19 protein-coding genes are annotated in these 18683 nt (G+C 68.9%); 6 read left to right on the top strand and 13 right to left on the bottom strand.

Features of this window, described 5'->3' with window-relative positions:
* The first annotated feature begins 146 nt into the window (after positions 1-146).
* From PKA16_RS03735 to PKA16_RS03710, 6 genes are all read left to right on the top strand, one after another.
* On the top strand, positions 147-1223 hold the full coding sequence (locus tag PKA16_RS03735) for a hypothetical protein (protein ID WP_324400529.1): 1077 nt from the start codon (positions 147-149) through the stop codon (positions 1221-1223).
* 73 nt (positions 1224-1296) lie between these two features.
* Complete coding sequence (locus PKA16_RS03730; RefSeq protein ID WP_324400527.1) at positions 1297-2409, top strand: aminotransferase class I/II-fold pyridoxal phosphate-dependent enzyme; 1113 nt, start codon at positions 1297-1299, stop codon at positions 2407-2409.
* Between the two features lie 66 nt (positions 2410-2475).
* Entirely contained in the window at positions 2476-2925 is a 450-nt protein-coding gene (locus PKA16_RS03725; RefSeq protein ID WP_324400525.1) for a hypothetical protein, read from the top strand.
* A 35-nt stretch (positions 2926-2960) separates the two neighbouring features.
* The gene (locus PKA16_RS03720) at positions 2961-3722 is read left to right on the top strand and encodes an alanine racemase (protein WP_324400523.1); all 762 of its coding nucleotides are present in this window, start codon (positions 2961-2963) and stop codon (positions 3720-3722) included.
* Complete coding sequence (locus tag PKA16_RS03715; RefSeq protein WP_324400521.1) at positions 3719-4039, top strand: hypothetical protein; 321 nt, start codon at positions 3719-3721, stop codon at positions 4037-4039. The genes PKA16_RS03720 and PKA16_RS03715 overlap by 4 nt, the downstream gene beginning before the upstream one ends.
* Positions 4040-4634: 595 nt before the next feature.
* Positions 4635-5945, top strand: coding sequence for a patatin-like phospholipase family protein (locus PKA16_RS03710; RefSeq protein WP_324400519.1), 1311 nt, complete (start codon positions 4635-4637; stop codon positions 5943-5945).
* Between the two features lie 181 nt (positions 5946-6126).
* Here the strand turns inward: PKA16_RS03710 and PKA16_RS03705 are convergent, their stop codons facing one another.
* The 13 genes from PKA16_RS03705 to PKA16_RS03645 all read right to left on the bottom strand — a co-directional run bounded on the left by PKA16_RS03705 (position 6127) and on the right by PKA16_RS03645 (position 18648).
* Positions 6127-7437: a cytochrome D1 domain-containing protein gene (locus PKA16_RS03705; RefSeq protein ID WP_324400517.1), complete on the bottom strand. Its 1311-nt coding sequence runs from the start codon at positions 7435-7437 to the stop codon at positions 6127-6129.
* A gap of 321 nt (positions 7438-7758) precedes the next feature.
* On the bottom strand, positions 7759-8160 hold the full coding sequence (gene acpS / locus PKA16_RS03700) for a holo-ACP synthase (protein WP_324400515.1): 402 nt from the start codon (positions 8158-8160) through the stop codon (positions 7759-7761).
* A 30-nt stretch (positions 8161-8190) separates the two neighbouring features.
* Positions 8191-8940 (bottom strand): pyridoxine 5'-phosphate synthase, encoded by a 750-nt coding sequence (locus tag PKA16_RS03695; RefSeq protein ID WP_324400513.1) that lies wholly within the window; start codon positions 8938-8940, stop codon positions 8191-8193.
* Complete coding sequence (gene recO / locus PKA16_RS03690; RefSeq protein ID WP_324400510.1) at positions 8937-9731, bottom strand: DNA repair protein RecO; 795 nt, start codon at positions 9729-9731, stop codon at positions 8937-8939. The genes PKA16_RS03695 and recO overlap by 4 nt, the downstream gene beginning before the upstream one ends.
* A 22-nt stretch (positions 9732-9753) precedes the next feature.
* Positions 9754-10185 (bottom strand): pyrimidine dimer DNA glycosylase/endonuclease V, encoded by a 432-nt coding sequence (locus PKA16_RS03685; RefSeq protein WP_324400509.1) that lies wholly within the window; start codon positions 10183-10185, stop codon positions 9754-9756.
* A gap of 12 nt (positions 10186-10197) precedes the next feature.
* Positions 10198-11130 (bottom strand): GTPase Era, encoded by a 933-nt coding sequence (gene era, locus PKA16_RS03680; protein ID WP_324400538.1) that lies wholly within the window; start codon positions 11128-11130, stop codon positions 10198-10200.
* A 59-nt stretch (positions 11131-11189) separates the two neighbouring features.
* On the bottom strand, positions 11190-11888 hold the full coding sequence (gene rnc / locus PKA16_RS03675; protein ID WP_324400507.1) for a ribonuclease III: 699 nt from the start codon (positions 11886-11888) through the stop codon (positions 11190-11192).
* A gap of 16 nt (positions 11889-11904) precedes the next feature.
* Entirely contained in the window at positions 11905-12261 is a 357-nt protein-coding gene (locus PKA16_RS03670; RefSeq protein WP_324400536.1) for a DUF4845 domain-containing protein, read from the bottom strand.
* A gap of 30 nt (positions 12262-12291) precedes the next feature.
* Positions 12292-13260 carry a signal peptidase I gene (gene lepB / locus PKA16_RS03665; protein WP_324400505.1) on the bottom strand — a complete coding sequence of 323 codons (969 nt, stop codon included), beginning with the start codon at positions 13258-13260 and terminating at the stop codon, positions 12292-12294.
* On the bottom strand, positions 13260-15068 hold the full coding sequence (gene lepA / locus PKA16_RS03660; RefSeq protein WP_324400503.1) for a translation elongation factor 4: 1809 nt from the start codon (positions 15066-15068) through the stop codon (positions 13260-13262). The genes lepB and lepA overlap by 1 nt, the downstream gene beginning before the upstream one ends.
* A 326-nt stretch (positions 15069-15394) precedes the next feature.
* Entirely contained in the window at positions 15395-16885 is a 1491-nt protein-coding gene (locus tag PKA16_RS03655) for a DegQ family serine endoprotease (protein ID WP_324400501.1), read from the bottom strand.
* Positions 16886-16963: 78 nt separating this feature from the next.
* Positions 16964-18028 carry a MucB/RseB C-terminal domain-containing protein gene (locus PKA16_RS03650; protein WP_324400499.1) on the bottom strand — a complete coding sequence of 355 codons (1065 nt, stop codon included), beginning with the start codon at positions 18026-18028 and terminating at the stop codon, positions 16964-16966.
* An 8-nt stretch (positions 18029-18036) separates the two neighbouring features.
* Positions 18037-18648, bottom strand: a complete 612-nt coding sequence (locus tag PKA16_RS03645; RefSeq protein WP_324400497.1) for a sigma-E factor negative regulatory protein — start codon at positions 18646-18648, stop codon at positions 18037-18039.
* Positions 18649-18683: the final 35 nt, after the last annotated feature.

Below are 18683 nucleotides of genomic sequence, written 5' to 3'. Positions count from 1 at the left end.
CCGCGCCCAGTCTAGGCTTGCGGGACGTTCAGGCAGGTCAACTGAGGAAAATAGGTTGAATGACAGGCCGGGCCGTGCGCGGAGAGCGAAACACGCGCCGGCTGTCGCCAAAACGGAAATCGGATATTCAGAAAGAGGAGAGCACCATGTCTTCATCACATCTGTGGAACGGCATTGTCTTTGGTGGCGCCATCATGGGCTTCATCATCGGGGCCGGCTTTGCCTCGGGGCAGGAGATCCTGGCCTTCTACACCCACCTCGGGTTTGCCGGCAGCCTGGCTGGAGGCCTGTTCAGCATGCTGATCCTCGCGGTGGTGTTCGCCGTCATCATGGAAGATGGCCGAAAGCTCCAGTACGAAGATGCGAATGACATCCTCGAGTATTACTGCGGCAAGTACCTGGGCGAACTGCTCAAGTGGGTGGTGGCCATCGTCATGTTCCTGGTGGCATCGATCATGTTCTCGGGCGCTGGCGCAACGCTGGAGCAGCAATACGGGCTGGATCCGCTCGTCGGCCGCCTGCTCATGGCCGCCATCACGATCCTGACCGTGATCCTGGGCCTGAAGAACCTCGTCAACGTGATTGGCGTGATCGCGCCCGTCATCGCGATCTTCGCCATCGGCGTGGGCGTGGTCGGGATCGCGAGCAACCCGGCCGGCGTGACCGGATCGGATGAGCTGATTGCCAGCCTGAACCTCAATGCGCCATTTCCCAACTGGTGGACCACCGGATTCATGTACGCGGCCTACCTGACCATGGGCCTGCTCCCCTTCATCTGCGGCGTGGGCACGCAGGCCAGGACACGTGGCGAAGCCGTCGGCGGCGGCATCTTCGGTGGCGTGGGCTTCATGCTGGGCGTGATGGTGCTCGGCTTCGGCCTGATGGCGCACATCCAGGACGTGCACCACACGGAGATCCCGGCGCTCGCCCTGATCGGCACGGATTCGCCCCTGGTTTCCAACGTCTTTGCGGTGGCGTTGATGCTGGCGATCTACACGACGGCGGTCCCCATGCTGTGGACGGCGGTCAACAAGCTGGCTCCGTTCGACGGCACGCCAAGGTACCGGATCATCACCATCGTGCTGGGCGTGATTGCGCTGTTCGGCGGCCTGCTCAAGTTCTCGACCATGATCGGCATCATCTACCCGGCGCTGGGCTGGGGCGGCCTGCTCATCATCGTGTGCATGGTCTGGAAGAAGATCCGGGGCGCACGGGGGGCGTGAGCCCGAACGAGCCAAGGGTCCCTGCAGCAGACCGGTAGACGGCGGCGCGTCGGCCCCCGAGCCCCACACGATCATGATCTGCACCGGCAGCCTGCGCAGGCATTTGCGCGCGTTCCAGAAGCTGGAATACGTCAAGGAGCCAGACCCCGCGGCGGACGCGGGCGCTGCGCCGCTGCTGGATTGCTCCTTCGGCATCAACCCCTTCGGTCCCTCGAGCCGGATCGACCCGCGCCGGCTGCTCGACGGCGTGGACCTGAGCCATTACCCGCCGTTTCCATACAACGACCTGAAGGACGCGATCATCCACCACTGGAGCGGCCGCGCGGCACTCACGCACGAGCAACTCCGGGTGTGCGCGGGCTCCATGCTCATCGTCGACGCCATCAATTCACTCTTCCTGGACGCGGGAGACGCCGTGCTGGGCTACAGCCCGCAATTCCCCCAATACGTCAACAGTGTGCGGCTGCGCGGTGGCGTCTACGATGCCTGCGCGCTGGCACCCGAGCGCGATTACCGCTTTGCCGCTCAAGACCTGCTGGAGAAGCTGGAGCAGGGCCGCCACAAGCTGGTCTACCTGGATAATCCCAACAACCCGACCGGACAAATCCTGCACCTGGCGGATGTGGAAGCCATCGTGCGCGCGGCGCACCGGCGCGGGATCTGCGTCATCGTCGACGAAGCCTACGGCGACTACATGGACCCCGCCAATTCGGCCATCGGGCTGCTGGCGCGGTGGGACAACGTGTTCGTCGTGCGCTCCTTCTCCAAGGGCTATGCGCTGGCCGCGATGCGGGTGGGTTACCTGGCGGCCAGCAGTGAGTTGACCGCGTGCTACGGACTCGTGGACGATCTGCTGGTGAACCCGGTCGGGCTGGGTGCGGCCATCACGTCGCTGTCGGATGCCGACTACCTGCCCGACGTCAGAACTCGCGTGGCGCGCGTCAAGACCGAGATCACCAGCGCACTCGACAGGCTGCGGGTTGCCGCGACCGACAGCGAGGTTCCCATCTTCGTCCTGCAGCATCCGGACCCGACGGTCGATCTGTACGACCTGCTGCTTTCCCGGGGCGTGCGCACGATGTCGGGGTTCGAGGGCATGGGAAAGAATGCCGTGCGCGTGCGCATACCCGAGGCCAGCGCCGCCCTGTTGCGCATCCTGCGCCCGCTTGAGGCCGCGCTGCCCTGACGGGCGAGCGGAAGTGACTGGTGGCGGCATGCTGAACGTCGGACCTGAGCCCCACGGAAGACGGTCATGGACGCGGATTTCCGGGTGATCGGGGCAGGCATTGCCGGTGCGTCCCCGGCGCCCTGGCCGACCGGACGGGAGTGCGCCGTGCTGCCGGAGCACAAGTCCCGACCGGGATATCCCGATGCAGTCGTTTCGCAGGACATGCGGCCCGGGGCGCCGCGCATGGCGCCGGCCGAGGATCGCCTGACGCGCGCCACGGCGCGCACGCTCGGCCGGTCGCCGCGAACCCGATCCGGCCTGCGCTCCCTCCTGGCCGACGGCGGCCTCGCCGGTGGTTTCGATCCTGCGGCGCCCGGGCCCTTCTGGCTGGCCGGCCAGGGCGGTCACGGCTTGCAGGCCAGCGCCACCATGGAACAGGCCAGCGCCGCGCCGATCGTGCGCGAGGCCATCCCGTGCGTCAGAGCATCGTCTGGCGTGGCCGCCGACCTGCGGTCACCGAGTCACCCGCGCTGATGGAACGGCCTGTCAGGAAGAGACGCGAACCCGGCATGACCCCCGACCCCGATACACCGTTCCTGCTTCTGGACCGCAGCCAGGCGCGGCGCAACATAACGCGCCTTCAGGCGCATGTGCAGGCACTGGGGGCAACACTGCGCCCACACGTGAAGACCGCCAAGTCGCTGGACGTGGCACGCCTGATCTTTCCGGATGGCCCCGGCCCGATCACGGTTTCAACGCTGGCCGAGGCCGAGGCCTTCGCGACAGCCGGCTATACCGATATCCTCTACGCGGTGGGCATCACGCCCGGCAAGCTGCGCCGCGTGCTGGCCTTGCACACGCGCGGCGTGGACCTTGTGGTACTGCTGGACAACGCAGTCCAGGCGCGCGCCGTCGCGGCGGCATCCGCCGAGACCGGACAAGCCATCCCGGCCCTGATCGAGATCGATTGCGACGGCCATCGCGGCGGCATTCCACCGGATTCGGACCAGTTACTGCACCTCGCCCGGACGCTGGTGGCTGGCGGCGCCGAAGTGCGCGGCGTCATGACGCACGCCGGAGAGTCCTATTTCTGCCACACCGAGGCCGGGCGTGCGGCTGCGGCCGAGAACGAGCGTCGGGTCGCCACGCGCGCAGCCGAACGCCTGCGCGCTGCCGGGCACGCGGCACCGGTCGTCAGCATGGGCTCCACGCCCACCGCCCTTGCCGCGCGCGACCTGACCGGGGTCACCGAAGTCCGTGCGGGGGTCCATGTCTTCCTTGACCTGATGATGGCGGGCCTTGGCGTGTGCGAGACAAGGGCTGGATCATGAGCGATGCCGGCTGGACCGCGCTGTCCATCGACCACGGAACTGCGGAACAGCGCGAAAACCAGCATTTCGGGCTGGTCGCGCATCGTTCGGGCGAACTGATCCCGGACTTGCGCGTGCTGTGGCTGACCCAGGAACACGGGGTGCTGGGCATGCGTCCGGGATCGGCTCTGGCGCTGCCCGAAATCCCGGTCGGCACGCCGCTGCGCATCCTGCCCGTGCATGCCTGCGCCACGGCGTTCCAGCACGATGCCTACCACGTCATCGACGCGCCCGACGACCGGATCCAGGCCGTGTGGCCGCGCATCCGTGGCTGGTAGACACGCCCTTCAGCAGCCCGTCGCGTCATGAACCCGTCGCCTGCGAACAAGGCCCCCGTCACGCCTCAGACCCGAGCCATCCATCCTGATGCCGCTGCGTTGGTCTCGCGTCAGCCCGACTGCCAGGCTGGACTTCACAGCGCGCACCGCAGGCCGAAGTACAAGCGTCAGCCGTGCCCGTGCCGGACGAACCGGTCGGGCACGGCAAGGCTCGTGACCCAAGCGAGACGGCACGTGCATTCTTGATGGTCCGTTGCATCACCTGCGCCACGTGGAACGTCGTCCGTCCAGCGACCGGGAAGCCGGCGTGCCGAGGGTCCGTGGCCGGGTTCCCCTGGCCTCGGGATGCTTCCTCCCTCCAAAGGGCTGAGGCCCGCTGCTCCAGACCCACCAGCGCCGGCCCGGACGGGCCGTGCAGCCGCCGCCCCTGGCGGCGAGCGCCGGGGCGCAGCGACGCAAGGGGCGTCTCATTTCACCCGTCCCCGTCGCAATGCGCTGCCTGGCCGGCGAGTTGACACGCCCGCGCCGACCCGAGCCGCTGCACGGAGTTCGCGCAAGCGCCATACTTGAAGCTTGCGAGAACAAGCACGAGACGATGCCCGCCAATCCACCCAAGACCCGATCCACCCGCAGCCGCGCCAGGGCCAACGCCGCGCCGACGGCTGTCGCACCCGCACCGGTCACGCCGGCACCCGGACGCACCGCCACGCCGGCAGAACTGGCGCGCGCCTACCAGACCGTCGCCCTCGTCCTGCAAGGCGGCGGCGCGCTGGGCGCCTACCAGTGCGGCGTCTACGAGGCCCTGCACGGAGCCGGCCTGCGCCCCGACTGGTTCGTCGGCACCTCGATCGGCGCCTTCAACGCGGCCATCCTGGCCGGCAACGCGCCGGAGCGGCGCGTCGAGCGCCTGCATGAATTCTGGGACACGATCTGCGAGCCGGTCGGTCCGGCCGCCAGCGTCGCCGCTGGCGTCCGCACCCTGCTGGCCTGGTATCCGAACATCCCGCCGCTGGACCAATGGGCCAACTCCATGGGCGCCCTGGGCGCTCTCGCCTTCGGCCAGCAGGGCTTCTATCACCTGCGCATGCCGCCCCCTTTGCTGATCGGCGACGGCAGCCCGGCCACCACCAGCTTCTATGACACGACCCCGCTGAAGTCCACGCTGGAGCGCCTGGTCGACTTCAATCGCATCAATTCGCGCGCCAGTGGCGTGCGCCTGACGGTCGGCGCCGTCGAAGTCGAGACCGGCAACGACCACTACTTCGACTCCTGGCACGAGACCATCCGGCCCGAACATCTGATGGCCTCGGGCGCACTGCCGCCGGGCTTCCCGGCCATCGAGATCGACGGCAAGCACTACTGGGACGGCGGCGTGGTCTCGAACACACCGCTGGAACGGGTCTGGGACGACAAGCCACGCCGCGACAGCCTGGTGCTGCAGGTCGACCTGTGGAGCGCTCGCGGCGAGCTCCCGGTCAACATGATCGAGGTGCTCGAACGCCAGAAGGACATCCAGTATTCAAGCCGCACGCGCCTGGTCACCGACCACGGCGCGCGCATGCAGAAGCTGCGCCTGGCGATCTCGGACGTGCTGGCGCAGGCCCCCGAAGGCACGCTCGACCCGCGCCTGCGCCGCGCGCTCGCGCCCTGGGCCTGTACGCACGTGTTCAACATCGTGCACCTGATCTACCAGTCCAAGCCACACGAGGCCCAGTTCAAGGATTACGCCTTCGGCCTGGGCACCCAGCACGAACACTGGGCCGACGGCCACGCCGACATGGAGCAAACCCTGGAGTATCCGGACTTCTTCGTCAAGCCGGCGCCCGAGGTCGGCGTCGTCACGCACGACGTGCACCGCATCGTGGCGGCGCGACGCCAGCACGGGCCGCGCGCGGACAGCGCCTGAAGCAAGGCACCCCCGCGGCTCCACGCGCTGCGCGATGTTGCGCCCTCCCCCTTGAGCACCACTCGGGCGTGCCAAGGTGCGAAGCTCCCCTCGGGGGCAGCGCAGCGTGGGGGGCGTTGTGCTGGGGCGTGCCCAGTGACCCGGGAGGCCCCGGGCACGGTTGCCGCCGAGCAAGCCGACGTCAGCGCGGCTGGCCCAGCGGCAGGCGCTTGACCATGGCAAGGGTGCGCGTGTCGTAGACGATCAGGCCTGGCTCTGGTGCAGACACGCTGACCAGGGCATGGCGGCCGTCGCGCGTGAATGCCACCGCCCCCCCGACCTGGCCGGGCACCCGCAGCACGGTGGCCGTGAGCGCGTCGACGTCGATGACGATCAGGCGGTCCCGCCCGCCGGCGCTCAGCATGGCGTCGGCCCAGGCCTGCGCCACCCGCGGGTGAGCCCGGATGAAGCAGCCGGGACCGGGCACCGGAATCGAACCAGCGCGGCGCCAGGACTTGCGTTCCAGCAGGTCGATCATGGCCGTGGCCGCATTCGGGACGGCGAGCAGCACGCCGTCGCCGCGCCGCAGCGGCGTGGCCGCGCCCAGGCGCGGCTGGCCGGCGAGCGCAAATTCGGCGATCTTGCGGCGCACGTCGAGGTGCACCACCTGTACCCGCGCCTCCGCGCCATCCCCGGCCGCAGGGCGCAGCCGCCCCAGCACCAGGCGCGTATCCGGATCGAAGCCCAGATCGGTGAACGGCGCCTCCAGCGGCGTGCGGCGCATGTTCAGAAATCCCGGCTTTGCGATGCCCTCGCCCATCTTGTAGTCGTGCACCAGGCCGTCGTAGATCGGCTCGGCCCGTGGGTCGTAGGAGATCTCCCACAACTCGGCAAGTCGCTCGAACGCCACCACGAAGCTGCGGCGTGGCGCTGCGTCGGCCAGCGCCGACACAGCCGACACCTGGCGCCCATCGAGCGCGCTCGCGCCGTGCCAGCTCGCGAGGTTCAGGTCGGCATCGAACAGCAGCACGCTGGCCGGCGCCTCGTTGCCCGCCAGCAGCCAGCGCCCGTCGCTGCTCAGCGCCATCCCGCGCAGGCGCTGGCCGGCGCGCACCTCGGCCACCAGCGCCAGCGTCCGCAGGTCGAGCTTGCCGATCCAGCCCGCGCGCGAAGCGAGGAAAGCGTAGCGCCCATCCGGCGTGACCTGCGGTGCATCCAACAGAGCCGGCCGGGTCGGCAGGCGCCGCAGCACCTCCAGCCGCTCGCCGTCCACCACCGCCACCTGGTCGCGGTTGGCCTCGATCACCAGCACCAGGTCGCGCGACTCGGCCGCGACGGACACCTGCTCCGCGCGCTCCGTGTCCGCCAGCACCCGGCGCGAGGCCCGGACGGCGTCCTCGTCCCAGTCAGCCGACTGCAGCGCCGCCTCGGTGCCCGCCGGGGTTGCAAGCGCCGCCTCGCAAGCCGTCTGTGCCCCGGCCCATGCGGCCGGCAGCACGAGCAGCACCAGCACGGCCAGCAGCCGGCGGCAGCGCGGCGCACCCGACTCGAGGCCACGCTGGACCAGTCTCCGTGCCGACGCGCGCCCTGCAGGGGAATGGGAGGCGACGCTGAGTGCTGCGGCTCCAGGAGTGCCGGCCGACTCCTGGGCGGCACGAAGCGGGACAGCCGCCGGTCGACCCGCGCCCTGCAAGGGCAAGGCACGGCAATGGCTGAGGTTCGCGAGCATTGGCAACGAAGCAGGTCACCCTGGTGCTTCACGCTGCCAGGTACTCATGACAAGTCATCAGGAAGGCCGGATGCGCGGGGCACGAGGGACTGGTCCAGCCTTGCCTCAAGGCACATCGCGTCGCTCGACCACGCAGTAGCTGATCGCGTATTCGCTCTCGTCGCTGACACTGACGTGCGCCATCAACGCCTGGGCCTCGAACCAGTCGCGCAGCGCTCCGTGCAGCACGATGCGCGGCGCGCCGCTGCCCTGGTTCAGGATCTCGCAGCGACGCCAGTGCATGGGCAGGCGCATGCCCAGCCCGACGGCCTTGGAGAACGCCTCCTTGGCCGAAAAGCGCGTCGCCAGGTAGCGCAGGCCACGTTCGGGCCAGCGCGCGCCGCGGCGCTGCCATTCGGCCAGTTCGGCCTCGCCCAGGATCTTGTGCGCCAGGCGCGGGCCGTGGCGCTCGAAGCTGGCACGAATGCGCCGGATGTCGCAGATGTCGGTGCCGATGCCGTGGATCATGGGTCGTGACGACACATGCGTCGACTTGCCTCAGGCGACCGCGCGCGCGTCGGCGATGCACCGCAGGTAGGCCCGGGTGGCTCGCGCATAGCCCAGCTCCAGCGCATCGGCGATGAAGGCGTGGCCGATCGACACCTCGGCCAGGCCGGGCACGGCAGCGATGAAGGCGGGCAGGTTGTCGCGGTTCAGGTCGTGGCCGGCGTTCACGCCCAGGCCAGCGTCGCGCGCGGCCCGCGCGGCGGCGGCGTAGCGTTGCAGCTCGGCCGCCTGGCCAGGCGTGCCCCAGGCGGCAGCGTAAGGTTCCGTGTAGAGTTCGACGCGATCGGCCCCGATCGCGCGCGCGGACGCCATCTGCTCCGGCAGCGGGTCCATGAACAGGCTGACGCGCACGCCGAGTGCGCGGCACTCCCCCACCAGGGGCGCCAGGCGCTCGGCCTCCTCGGGCAGGCTCCAGCCATGGTCGCTGGTGAACTGGTCCTCGCTGTCGGGCACGAACGTCGCCTGCCGCGGCCGCACCTGGCGGATGAAGTCCATCAGGTTCTGCGTCGGGTTGCCCTCGATGTTGAACTCGGCCCGTGGCCAGGACCGCATCAGCGCGGCCAGATCGAACACGTCCTGCGGGCGGATGTGGCGCTGGTCGGGGCGTGGATGCACGGTGATGCCGTGTGCGCCCGCGGCCAGGCATTGCTCGGCGGCGCGAGTCACGCTTGGAATGCCCAGATGGCGCGTGTTGCGCACCAGGGCGACCTTGTTGACGTTGACGGAAAGCTGGACGGTCATGGCGATGGACGTGCGCGCAGGCGCTGCAGGTCCAGCATGAGCTGGCGCGTGCGCAGCATGCCCGCGCCGCAATGGTAGTGCAGCAGCGCACGCGACTGACGCTGCAGTTGCGCCCGCTGGGGTGCCGGCAGGCGCGCAGCCGCCTCCAGCGTGGCGCCGAAGGGCGCCTCCTGCGCCAGCGCCGCAGCCAGGGCGCACCACGCGCTGCCGGCCAGCCCGGCCGGCTCGTCGGCTTCCACACCACGCAGGCCGACCTCCGCCAGCAACTGGTAGCGCTGATCCGGGTCCAGCGCGGCCAGGGTCGTGGTCTCGACGTCCAGCGCCGGCAGGTGGCCGCTCTCGCGCAGCAGCAGCAGTTCGAAGGCGCGCAGCGCCGGACCGGCTGCCGCCTCGCCAGCACCCGAGGCCAGCACCTGCACCAGCGCCGCGTACGCGTCGAACAGGCGCGGGAAGGGATCCTCGCGCGCCAGCAGGCGCAGCAGCAACTCGTTGGCGTAATAACCCGACAGGAGGGCCTCACCCGTGGGCATCACCAGGCCGCCGCCCCACTCCGCGCCCTTGAGCGTCCGAATCTCGGCATCACCGGTCCAGGACAGGCGCAGCGGCTGCAGCGGCAGCAGCACCGGGCGGAAGTTGGACGAGGGCCGCTTGGCCCCCTTGGCCACCAGTGCGACGCGGCCGTACTGGCGCGTAAAAGCCTCGACGATGACGCTGGACTCGCTCCAGTCGTAGTGGTGCAGCACGTAGCCGGGCTCGTGGGTGACGCGCTTCACGGCGCCCGCCCTCGCCACGCTCCGACCGTGCTGCAGCGGCTCACGGCCGCTCCCACGGCGCAATGGGGCCGGCCGTGAGAGCAAAGAGTGGGTGCAGCGCCGGCGTATCCACGTCCGCCCAGCGTGCGAGCCAGTCGGGACTGCGCACGGCCAGCTTGGCGCGCAGGTGGCGCCATTCGTGATCACGCTGGCCCGTGGTGGCGGAAATCGGCACCACCACAGAGGACACGACGCCGATTCTGCTTGCATCGAAGCGATAGCCCCGCTGTACAGACTCGGTCAGCACGCTGGCCAGATAACCGTCGATGGCGGCCAGGGGGAAAGGCTGGACGGCAAAGCGCTGCAACTGCGGATGCTGCGTATAGCCGCGTGTGCGGCCGGCCAGCACGGCGCGCGCCAGCAGCGTCTCACGCCAGAGCGCCACCAGCCCCTTGGGGTCGAGGTAGCGTGGATGAAGGGTCCAGATGCGCACGCGCAGCCCGGATCACTCGTAGCCGAAGCTGCGCACCCGCGCCTCGTCGTCGGCCCAGCCGGAGCGCACCTTGACCCAGAGCTCGAGATGGACCTTGCAGTCCATCGAGCGCTCGAGCTCCTGGCGCGCCTCGGTGCCGATGCGCTTCAGGCGCTCGCCCTGCTGGCCGATCACCATCGCCTTGTGGCTCTCGCGCTCGACCACGATGCTGGCGGCAATGCGCACCATGCGTCCGTGCGCGCGGCTCTCCTCCTCGTCGAAGCGGTCGATCACCACGGTCGACGTGTAGGGCAGTTCGTCGCCGGTGAGGCGAAACAGCTTCTCGCGCACCACCTCGCCAGCCAGGAAGCGCTCGCTGCGGTCGGTCAGTTCGTCGGCAGCGTACCACCAGGGCTGCTCGGGCAGGTAGCGCGCGCAGACCTCGAGCAGCCGCTGCACGTCGCGCGGGTTCTTCGCCGACATCGGCACGAATTCGGCGAACGGGTGGCGCTCCTGCATGCCCTTGAGCCAGGGCGCGAGCTCGGCGCGCCGGTGCACGCGATCCAGCTTGTTGGCCACCAGCAGCGCCGGTGTGCCGGGCCTGAGCAGCGACAGCACCTTGGCATCGGCCAGCGTGAAGTTGCCGGCCTCGACCACGAACAGCACCAGGTCGACGCCGTCGATGGCGCCCAGCACGGCGCGATTGAGCGAGCGATTGAGGGCCGTGCCGTGCCGCGTCTGGAAGCCGGGCGTGTCGACGAACACGTATTGCGTGCCGCCACCCTGCCCGTCCTCCAGCGTGCGGATGCCGGTGATGCGGTGGCGCGTGGTCTGTGCCTTGCGGCTGGTGATGCTGATCTTCTGCCCGACCAGGGCGTTCAGCAGCGTCGACTTGCCGACGTTGGGACGCCCGACGATGGCGACCAGGCCGCAGCGCTGCACGCCCTGCGCGCCGGCGGTCGGCAGCGCGGGAGGCTGCGGCGCGTCACTGGGCGCGGTTGGCTCGGTCACGGGGTCCGGCGGTTTCATCCTCGACTCTGCAGCTCGCGCAGCATGATGGCGGCGGCGGCCTGTTCGGCAGCACGGCGCGACGCACCCTGGCCCAGCGTCTGCAGGCCCAGTTCAGCGACCCGGCACGCGACCTCGAAGGTCTGCCGGTGGGCGGCGCCCAGCACATCCGTCACCTCATAGTGCGGCAGGTGCATCTTGCGGCCTTGCAGCCATTCCTGCAAGCTCGTCTTCGCATCCTTGGCGGCGCTGGAAAGCGCCGGCGTGATCTCGACGGCGTCGAACAGCCGTCCCACCAGCGCCGCCGCGGCACTGAAGCCACCGTCCAGGTAGACCGCGCCGATCACCGCCTCGAGCCCGTCGGCGAGGATCGAGGGTCGGCGCTGGCCGCCCGAGCGCAGTTCTCCCTCGCCCAGCCGCATCAGGGCCGGCAGGTCGAGGTCGAGGGCCAGTCGGTGCAGGCTGTCCTGGCGCACCAGTTGCGCGCGCACGCGTGACAGGTCGCCCTCGGGCAACTCGCCCAGCGCGTCGTACAGCAGGTGCGCCACCGCCAGGCCCAGCACCGAATCCCCGAGGAATTCCAGGCGCTCGTTGTGGTCGGCCGAGAAGCTGCGATGCGTCAGTGCGCGCTGCAGCAGCGCGATGTCGCGAAAGCGATAGTGCAGCCGCTGCTGCAGCACCTGCAAGGGCGCGTGCGCCCGATCTGGCGCGCGCACCGGGGCCTGGCCTCGATCAGTTGTAACCACTCGCCGATGAGCCGCGGTACTTGATCAGCAGGTAGGCCGGACCAAACAGCGGGATTTCCTTGTCGTAGGCAAAATTGACGACCACCTTGTCATTCACCTTGGTGACTTCCAGGTCCTTGCCGGTGATGGAGTCGATGTAGTCGACCGCGGCCGTGCGGTCGAACGAGGCGCGCACCGCCGGCACGGTGTCGCCGTCGGCCGCCGCCTTCTTGACCGCCTTCTGGATCGACATGAACTCGGTGAAGGTGGGCGTCACCTTGGCGCCGACGATCGCGGCGAAGGCCAGGACCACGCCCAGGAACAGCAGGCCGATGAAGGAAATGCCACGCTGCGACGCTGCCATCGAATGTTTCACGGTTGCTCCCTTCCCAAATCACTGGAACGATCCGATGCGCCCCAGGTTGCCGAAATTCATCCACACGAAAAAGGCCCGACCCACGATGTTGGCGTCCGGCACGAAACCCCAGTAGCGTGAATCGAGTGAATTGTCGCGGTTGTCGCCCATCATGAAGTAATGCCCTTCGGGCACCTTGCAGGTGACCCCCTCGACGCTGTAGCGGCAATTGTCGCGGTATTCGAAGGCATCGGGGTTGCCGATCAGCGCGGCACGGCGCTGATCGACGATGATTCGGTGATTGTTGGCACCCAGGCGCTCCTCGAACTGCTTGAAATACGTCATCGTCGACTCGTCGAAGAAGTCCGACAGCGCGGTTTCAGGCACCACCTCGCCGTTGATGGTCAGGCGCTTGTCCAGGTAGGCCACCTCGTCGCCCGGCAGGCCGATCACGCGCTTGATGTAGTCGATGCTGGGCTGCGGCGGGTAGCGGAACACCACCACGTCACCGCGCTGGATCGGCTTGCCCTCGGTGATGCGCGTGTTGGCGACCGGCAGCTTGAGGCCGTAGGTGAACTTGTTGACCAGGATCAGATCGCCCACCAACAGGGTCGGGATCATCGAACCCGACGGGATCTTGAACGGTTCGAACACGAACGAGCGCAGCACGAACACGATCAGGATCACCGGAAACAGCCCGGCCGTCCAGTCCAGCCACCAGGGCTGGTGCAGCAGGCGCTCGCGCGCCGCCGCGAGCTCCGCGTCATCGACCTGGCTGATGCCCCGGGCCGCCAGTTCGGCGCGGCGTCGCTCGCGCTGCGCCTCCAGTTTCGCCACGGCGGCGCGGCGGCGCGGCAGGAACAGCAGCCGCTCGGCGACCCAGTAGACCCCGGTGACCACCGTCGCCAGCAGCAGCAGCAGCGCGAAATTGCCCTCGATCGCGCCGCCATACCAGGCGGCGCCGTAGGCGACGAAGGCCGCGAGGACCACGGCGGTGAGCAGGGGCATCATTCCTCCACCTGCAGGATGGCGAGGAACGCCTCCTGCGGTACTTCCACCGATCCGATCTGCTTCATCCGCTTCTTGCCTGCCTTCTGCTTTTCCAGCAACTTGCGCTTGCGCGAGACATCACCACCGTAGCATTTTGCCAGCACGTTCTTGCGCAGCGCCTTGATGTTCTCGCGCGCGATGATGTGCGCGCCGATCGCGGCCTGGATCGCGACGTCGAACTGCTGGCGGCTGATGATTTCGCGCATCTTCGCCACCACCGCCCGGCCGCGCGCCTGAGCCTGGCTGCGGTGCACGATGATGGAGAGCGCATCGACGCGCTCGCCGTTGAGCAGGATGTCGACCTTGACCACGTCCGACGGACGGTATTCCTTGAACTCGTAGTCCATCGAGGCGTAGCCGCGGCTGACCGACTTCAGGCGATCGAAGAAGTCGAGCACGATCTCCCCCAGCGGCAGTTCATAGGAGAGCATCACCTGACGACCGTGATACTGCATGTTGAGCTGCACGCCGCGCTTCTGGTTGCACAGCGTCATCACCGGGCCGACGTAGTCCTGCGGCATGAACAGGTGCACCGTGACGATGGGTTCGCGGATCTCCTGGATGCGGTCCGGGTCGGGCATCTTCGACGGGTTCTCGACCTGGATCACCTCGCCATCGGCCTTCTCGACCTGATAGACCACGCTTGGCGCCGTGGTGATCAGGTCCTGGTCGAACTCGCGCTCGAGCCGCTCCTGCACGATCTCCATGTGCAGCAGGCCGAGGAAGCCGCAGCGGAAGCCGAAGCCCAGCGCCTGGCTGACCTCGGGTTCGTAGTGCAGCGAGGCGTCGTTGAGCTGGAGCTTCTCCAGGCTGTCGCGCAACTGGTCGTACTGGTTGGCCTCGGTCGGATAGAGCCCGGCGAACACCTGCGGCTGCACCTCGTTGAAGCCTGGCAGCGGCTCCCGCGCCGGGCCCAGGTTGTTCGGCAGCTTCTTCTCCAGCGTGATGGTGTCGCCGACCTTGGCCGCCTTCAGCTCCTTGATGCCGGCAATGATGTAGCCGACCTCGCCCGCGCGCAGCACGTCGCGCGGCTGCTGCGCCGGCGTGAACACGCCGAGCTGGCCGGCGTCGTAGGCGGCGCCGGTGGCCATCATCTTGAAGCGCTCGCCCTTCTTCAGCTGGCCATCGACCACGCGCACCAGCATGACCACGCCGACATAGGCATCGAACCACGAATCGATGATCATGGCGCGCAGCGGCGCCTCGGGCTGGCCGCGCGGCGGCGGCACCTTGGCCACGATCAGTTCCAGCACGTCGTCGATGCCCATGCCGGTCTTGGCCGAAATCGCGATCGCCTCGCTCGCATCGATGCCGATCACGTCCTCGATCTCGGTCTTGGCGTTCTCGGGATCGGCCTGCGGCAGGTCCATCTTGTTGAGCACCGGCAGCACCTCGACCCCGAGCTCGAGCGCGGTGTAGCAGTTGGCCACGGTCTGCGCCTCGACGCCCTGCGAGGCATCGACCACCAGCAGCGCGCCCTCGCAGGCCGACAGCGAGCGGCTGACCTCGTAGGAGAAGTCGACGTGGCCCGGCGTGTCGATCAGGTTCAGGTGGTAGACCTGACCATCGCGCGCCGTGTACTGCAGCGCGGCAGTCTGCGCCTTGATGGTGATGCCGCGCTCCTTCTCGATCTCCATCGAGTCGAGGACCTGGGCCTGCATCTGGCGCTCCGCCAGGCCGCCGCAACGCTGGATCAGGCGGTCGGCCAGGGTCGACTTGCCGTGATCGATGTGCGCGATGATCGAGAAATTCCGGATGTGATCCATGCGGCAACAAGAGCCAGTGACAACGGGGCCCCGGTGGGAGACCCACGAAAAAAGGGCGCGCCGTTGAGCTGACGCGCCCTGAACCAACAATCTATGGCAACTGCGATGGTTGGAATGTCATTGTAGGCAAAAAGCTGGCGTGCCCAAGTCCCCAGTTGGTAACTGGAAACGTTGCAATAAAACAACATTGACACCCACTCCCGGATGCCCATCGCGCCGAGTCACGCGCAACGCATGAGGGGCCGCGACTCCGGAGGCCCCGAAGCGGGGCTTCGCGCATCCCCCTTCCAGGGCAAGGCGTGCAGCGCCATGGGGGGCGTCTTCCCTCACCGCGCCGGTCGCACCAGCACGAACTGCACCAACTCGCCGCGCTGCACCAGCATGTTGACCAGCTTGTCCGTGTCGACCTTGGCCACCGCAGCCTCGAACTCGCGCACGTTGCCGACCTCGATGTTGCCCACGGCCAGCACGATGTCGCCCTCGCGCAGGCCGGCTCGCGCGGCGGCATCGGTCGCCGCCTCGACGCGCACCCCGTGACGCAGCCGCAATTCCTTGCGCTCGGCCGCCGTCAGGTCAGCCACCGTCAGGCCCAGCGCCTGCGCCTTGCCCGTCGGCACCGCCGCGCTCTCGGCGGGAGCGGGCTGCTGGCTCGCGGCGACCTGCTCGGGCTCGAGTTCGGCGATGGTGATCGTCAGCTCGCGCTCCTGGCCGCGGCGAAACACCGTCATGCGGCTGCGCGTGCCGGGCCTGGTGTTGCCCACCAGGCGCGGCAAATCGGAGGCCTTCTCGATCGCCGCGCCGTCGAAGCGCACGATGATGTCGCCCGCCTCCACGCCGGCCTTCTCGGCCGGCGAATCGGCCTCGACGTTGCGCACCAGCGCGCCGCGCGGCCGGCCCAGGCCGATCGATTCCGCCACCTCGCGCGTCACCTGGTCGATGCGCACGCCGATGCGCCCGCGCGTGACGCGGCCCGAGCTGCGCAACTGCTCGCTCACGCGCATCGCCTCGTCGATCGGAATGGCGAACGAAATGCCCATGAAGCCGCCCGAGCGCGAGTAGATCTGGCTGTTGATGCCGACCACCTCGCCGCGCATGTTGATCAACGGCCCGCCCGAGTTGCCAGGATTCACCGCCACGTCGGTCTGGATCGAGGGCAGGTAGTCGCCGGTATCGCGCTGCTTGGCGCTGACGATGCCGGCGGTGACGGTGTTCTCCAGGCCGAATGGCGAGCCGATCGCCAGCACCCATTCGCCGACGCGCAGGCGGTTCACGTCGCCGATGCGCACGAACGGCAGGTCGGTGGCCTCGATCTTCACCAGCGCGACGTCGGTGCGCTTGTCGGCACCCACGATACGGGCCTTGAATTCGCGCTTGTCGGTCAGCGTGACCAGCACCTCGTCGGCGCCGTCCACCACGTGCGCGTTCGTCATCACGTAGCCATCGGCCGACAGGATGAAGCCCGAACCGACGCCACGCGGCACCTCCTGCTCGGGCAGTTGCGGGCTGGGACGATTCTGGCGCGGCGCCGGCCTGGGCAGGTTGGGCAGCGGCACGCCGAAGAAGCGGCGGAAGAACTCGCGCATCTCCTCGTCCATCTGGCCCTCGCCGGCATCGCCCATGCGCACCCGCTCGCGGGTTCGGATGTTGACCACGGTGGGACTGACCTGCTCCACCAGGTCGGTGAAATCGGGCAGGCCGCGCTGCACCGCCGCGGGCTGGGCCTGCACCGCGGGCGCCACCAGCAGGCCGCAACCGCTCAGCAGCAAGGGCAGGGAGACGGCGATTGCGGCACGTCGCGTGAAATCAAGAAAGCGCATGGACTAAAACCAAGGGAGAGTACGAACTGGAAAAGCAGAATGCATCGCGATCGGCCGCGGCCGGCGGTTGATTCATCGTCACTGGCCGTCGCGCGCCAACCCTTCGGCCAGGCGCGTCAGGGTCAGCGACGGCACCTCGCCCACCAGGGTCAGCCACCACGCGCCGGCCTCGTCCGGCCAGCGACGGCTCATGGCATGGGTGGCGCCCATGGCCGACATGCCTTCCTGCCGGTGGCGTCGCGGATCGAACGGCTCGATGAACAGGGACACCGTGGCCAGGCCATCGGAGAACACCCATTGCAGGGTCTGCGCCGAACCGGCAATCTGGCGCTGGTAGGCCGCCAGTGGCTGGAATCCGGCCACCGGCTGCTTCATGATCCACCCGGTGGCCGCGGCGTCGACACGATGGCGTTCCACCTGCTCGCTCTGGAAGCCATCGGCACTGGGCAGCGCCAGGTGCGGGCGGACCGCCTCCAACGGCACGTCGAGCCGCAGTTCCGAGAAGGCCGACTGCTCGAGCACCTGGCCGCTGGCGTCCAGCGTCTGCGTCTTCAGGACCAGCCCGGTCTGCCGCTCGCTCCAGATGCGGTAGCCAAAGCGCAGATCGTCGTCCGGGCGGAACAGGACAATGTCGGCATCCAGGCCGGCGACGCGTCCCTGCCCGAGTTCGTGCACCCCATAATGGTCAGCGATCGAGTCGCTCCCGCCGGGACGCAGCAGGTTCGGAAAAACGCCCCCCGGATCGCGCTGCTCGGAGCGAATGCGGCGGCTTTGCGGCAACAGGGTCGTGACCTGATCGTTGTAGCGAAAGGTGCTGCGCGGCGCGCCGGTCAGGGTGTCAACCCGCTCGAGCTGTTCGCGGCCCTCGCACGCATGCCAGATGCGCGCACTCGACATCGCGCCGGTCGCCGACGAGACCACGTAGGTGCCAACATAGCTGGCGACGGTGGTACCGTGCTGCAGCCGCTCCAGCCATTGCTCGATGCCGCGTTGCGGCGGGCCATAGTCTGGCTGGGACGGCGCCGCCGCCGCCAGTCCCAGCACGCCGCCCGCGCACCACAGCAGGGCCAGTCGATGCAGGCCTCGCAGGCAGGCGCGCCGCGCCGCGCCTTGGCGGCGCGGCAGGCTCCGCAGGTCCACCACCACCGCACTCAACGCCCGGATCCCTCGAAGGTCGCGCTGCGCAGGAAGCCCGACGGATTGCCGAACGCAGCCACGCCGCTGCTCTGCTGGTGCGCGGCGAGCAGGCGGTCGAGTTCGGGGTCGCGCAGCATGACCGTGTTGCGGCCCGCGACGGACGCATCCGCCAGCACCGGGCGCGGCGTGCGCTCGGCTCCGGCCGCCGCGTCCGGCGCCGGCTGCTGCAGCGCCAGCTGAGCACCCCCGGGGGCCGGTGCCAGGCCCGCCAGGGCACCCCAGCCCAGCACTGCGACGGCCGCGAACGAGGCCAGGCCCGCCACCAGCTTCCAGCGAAACACCGCGTCGTTGGCGGCTGGCCGGGTGGGGTCGGGCAGCGCCGCCGCCCTGGCCGCGCGCAGGCCGGACTCGCCCAGGTCCGGCAGCACGTCAGCACCCCGGTCCCAGGCCGCGAGTTCCGGTGCGCGCAGCACGTCGCCGATGAGCTGGTAGACATGCCAGCACTCGCGTGCCTCGCGGTGTGCCAACGTGCTCAGCGCCGCTTCGAACTCGGCGCCGGCCAGCCGGCCGTCCACCAGATCGGAAATCCGGGCGTTCTCGGGAATGATGTCGCTGTCTGGCTGCATGGGGACCTTCTTCTTGCTCGAACCGCCGCCACCGG

It is taken from the genome of Ottowia sp. (genome assembly GCF_035325765.1).
Lineage (GTDB): Bacteria > Pseudomonadota > Gammaproteobacteria > Burkholderiales > Burkholderiaceae_C > Ottowia.
Note: the sequence above shows the minus strand (reverse complement) of the source record. Positions and strands in the feature narration are given on the sequence as shown.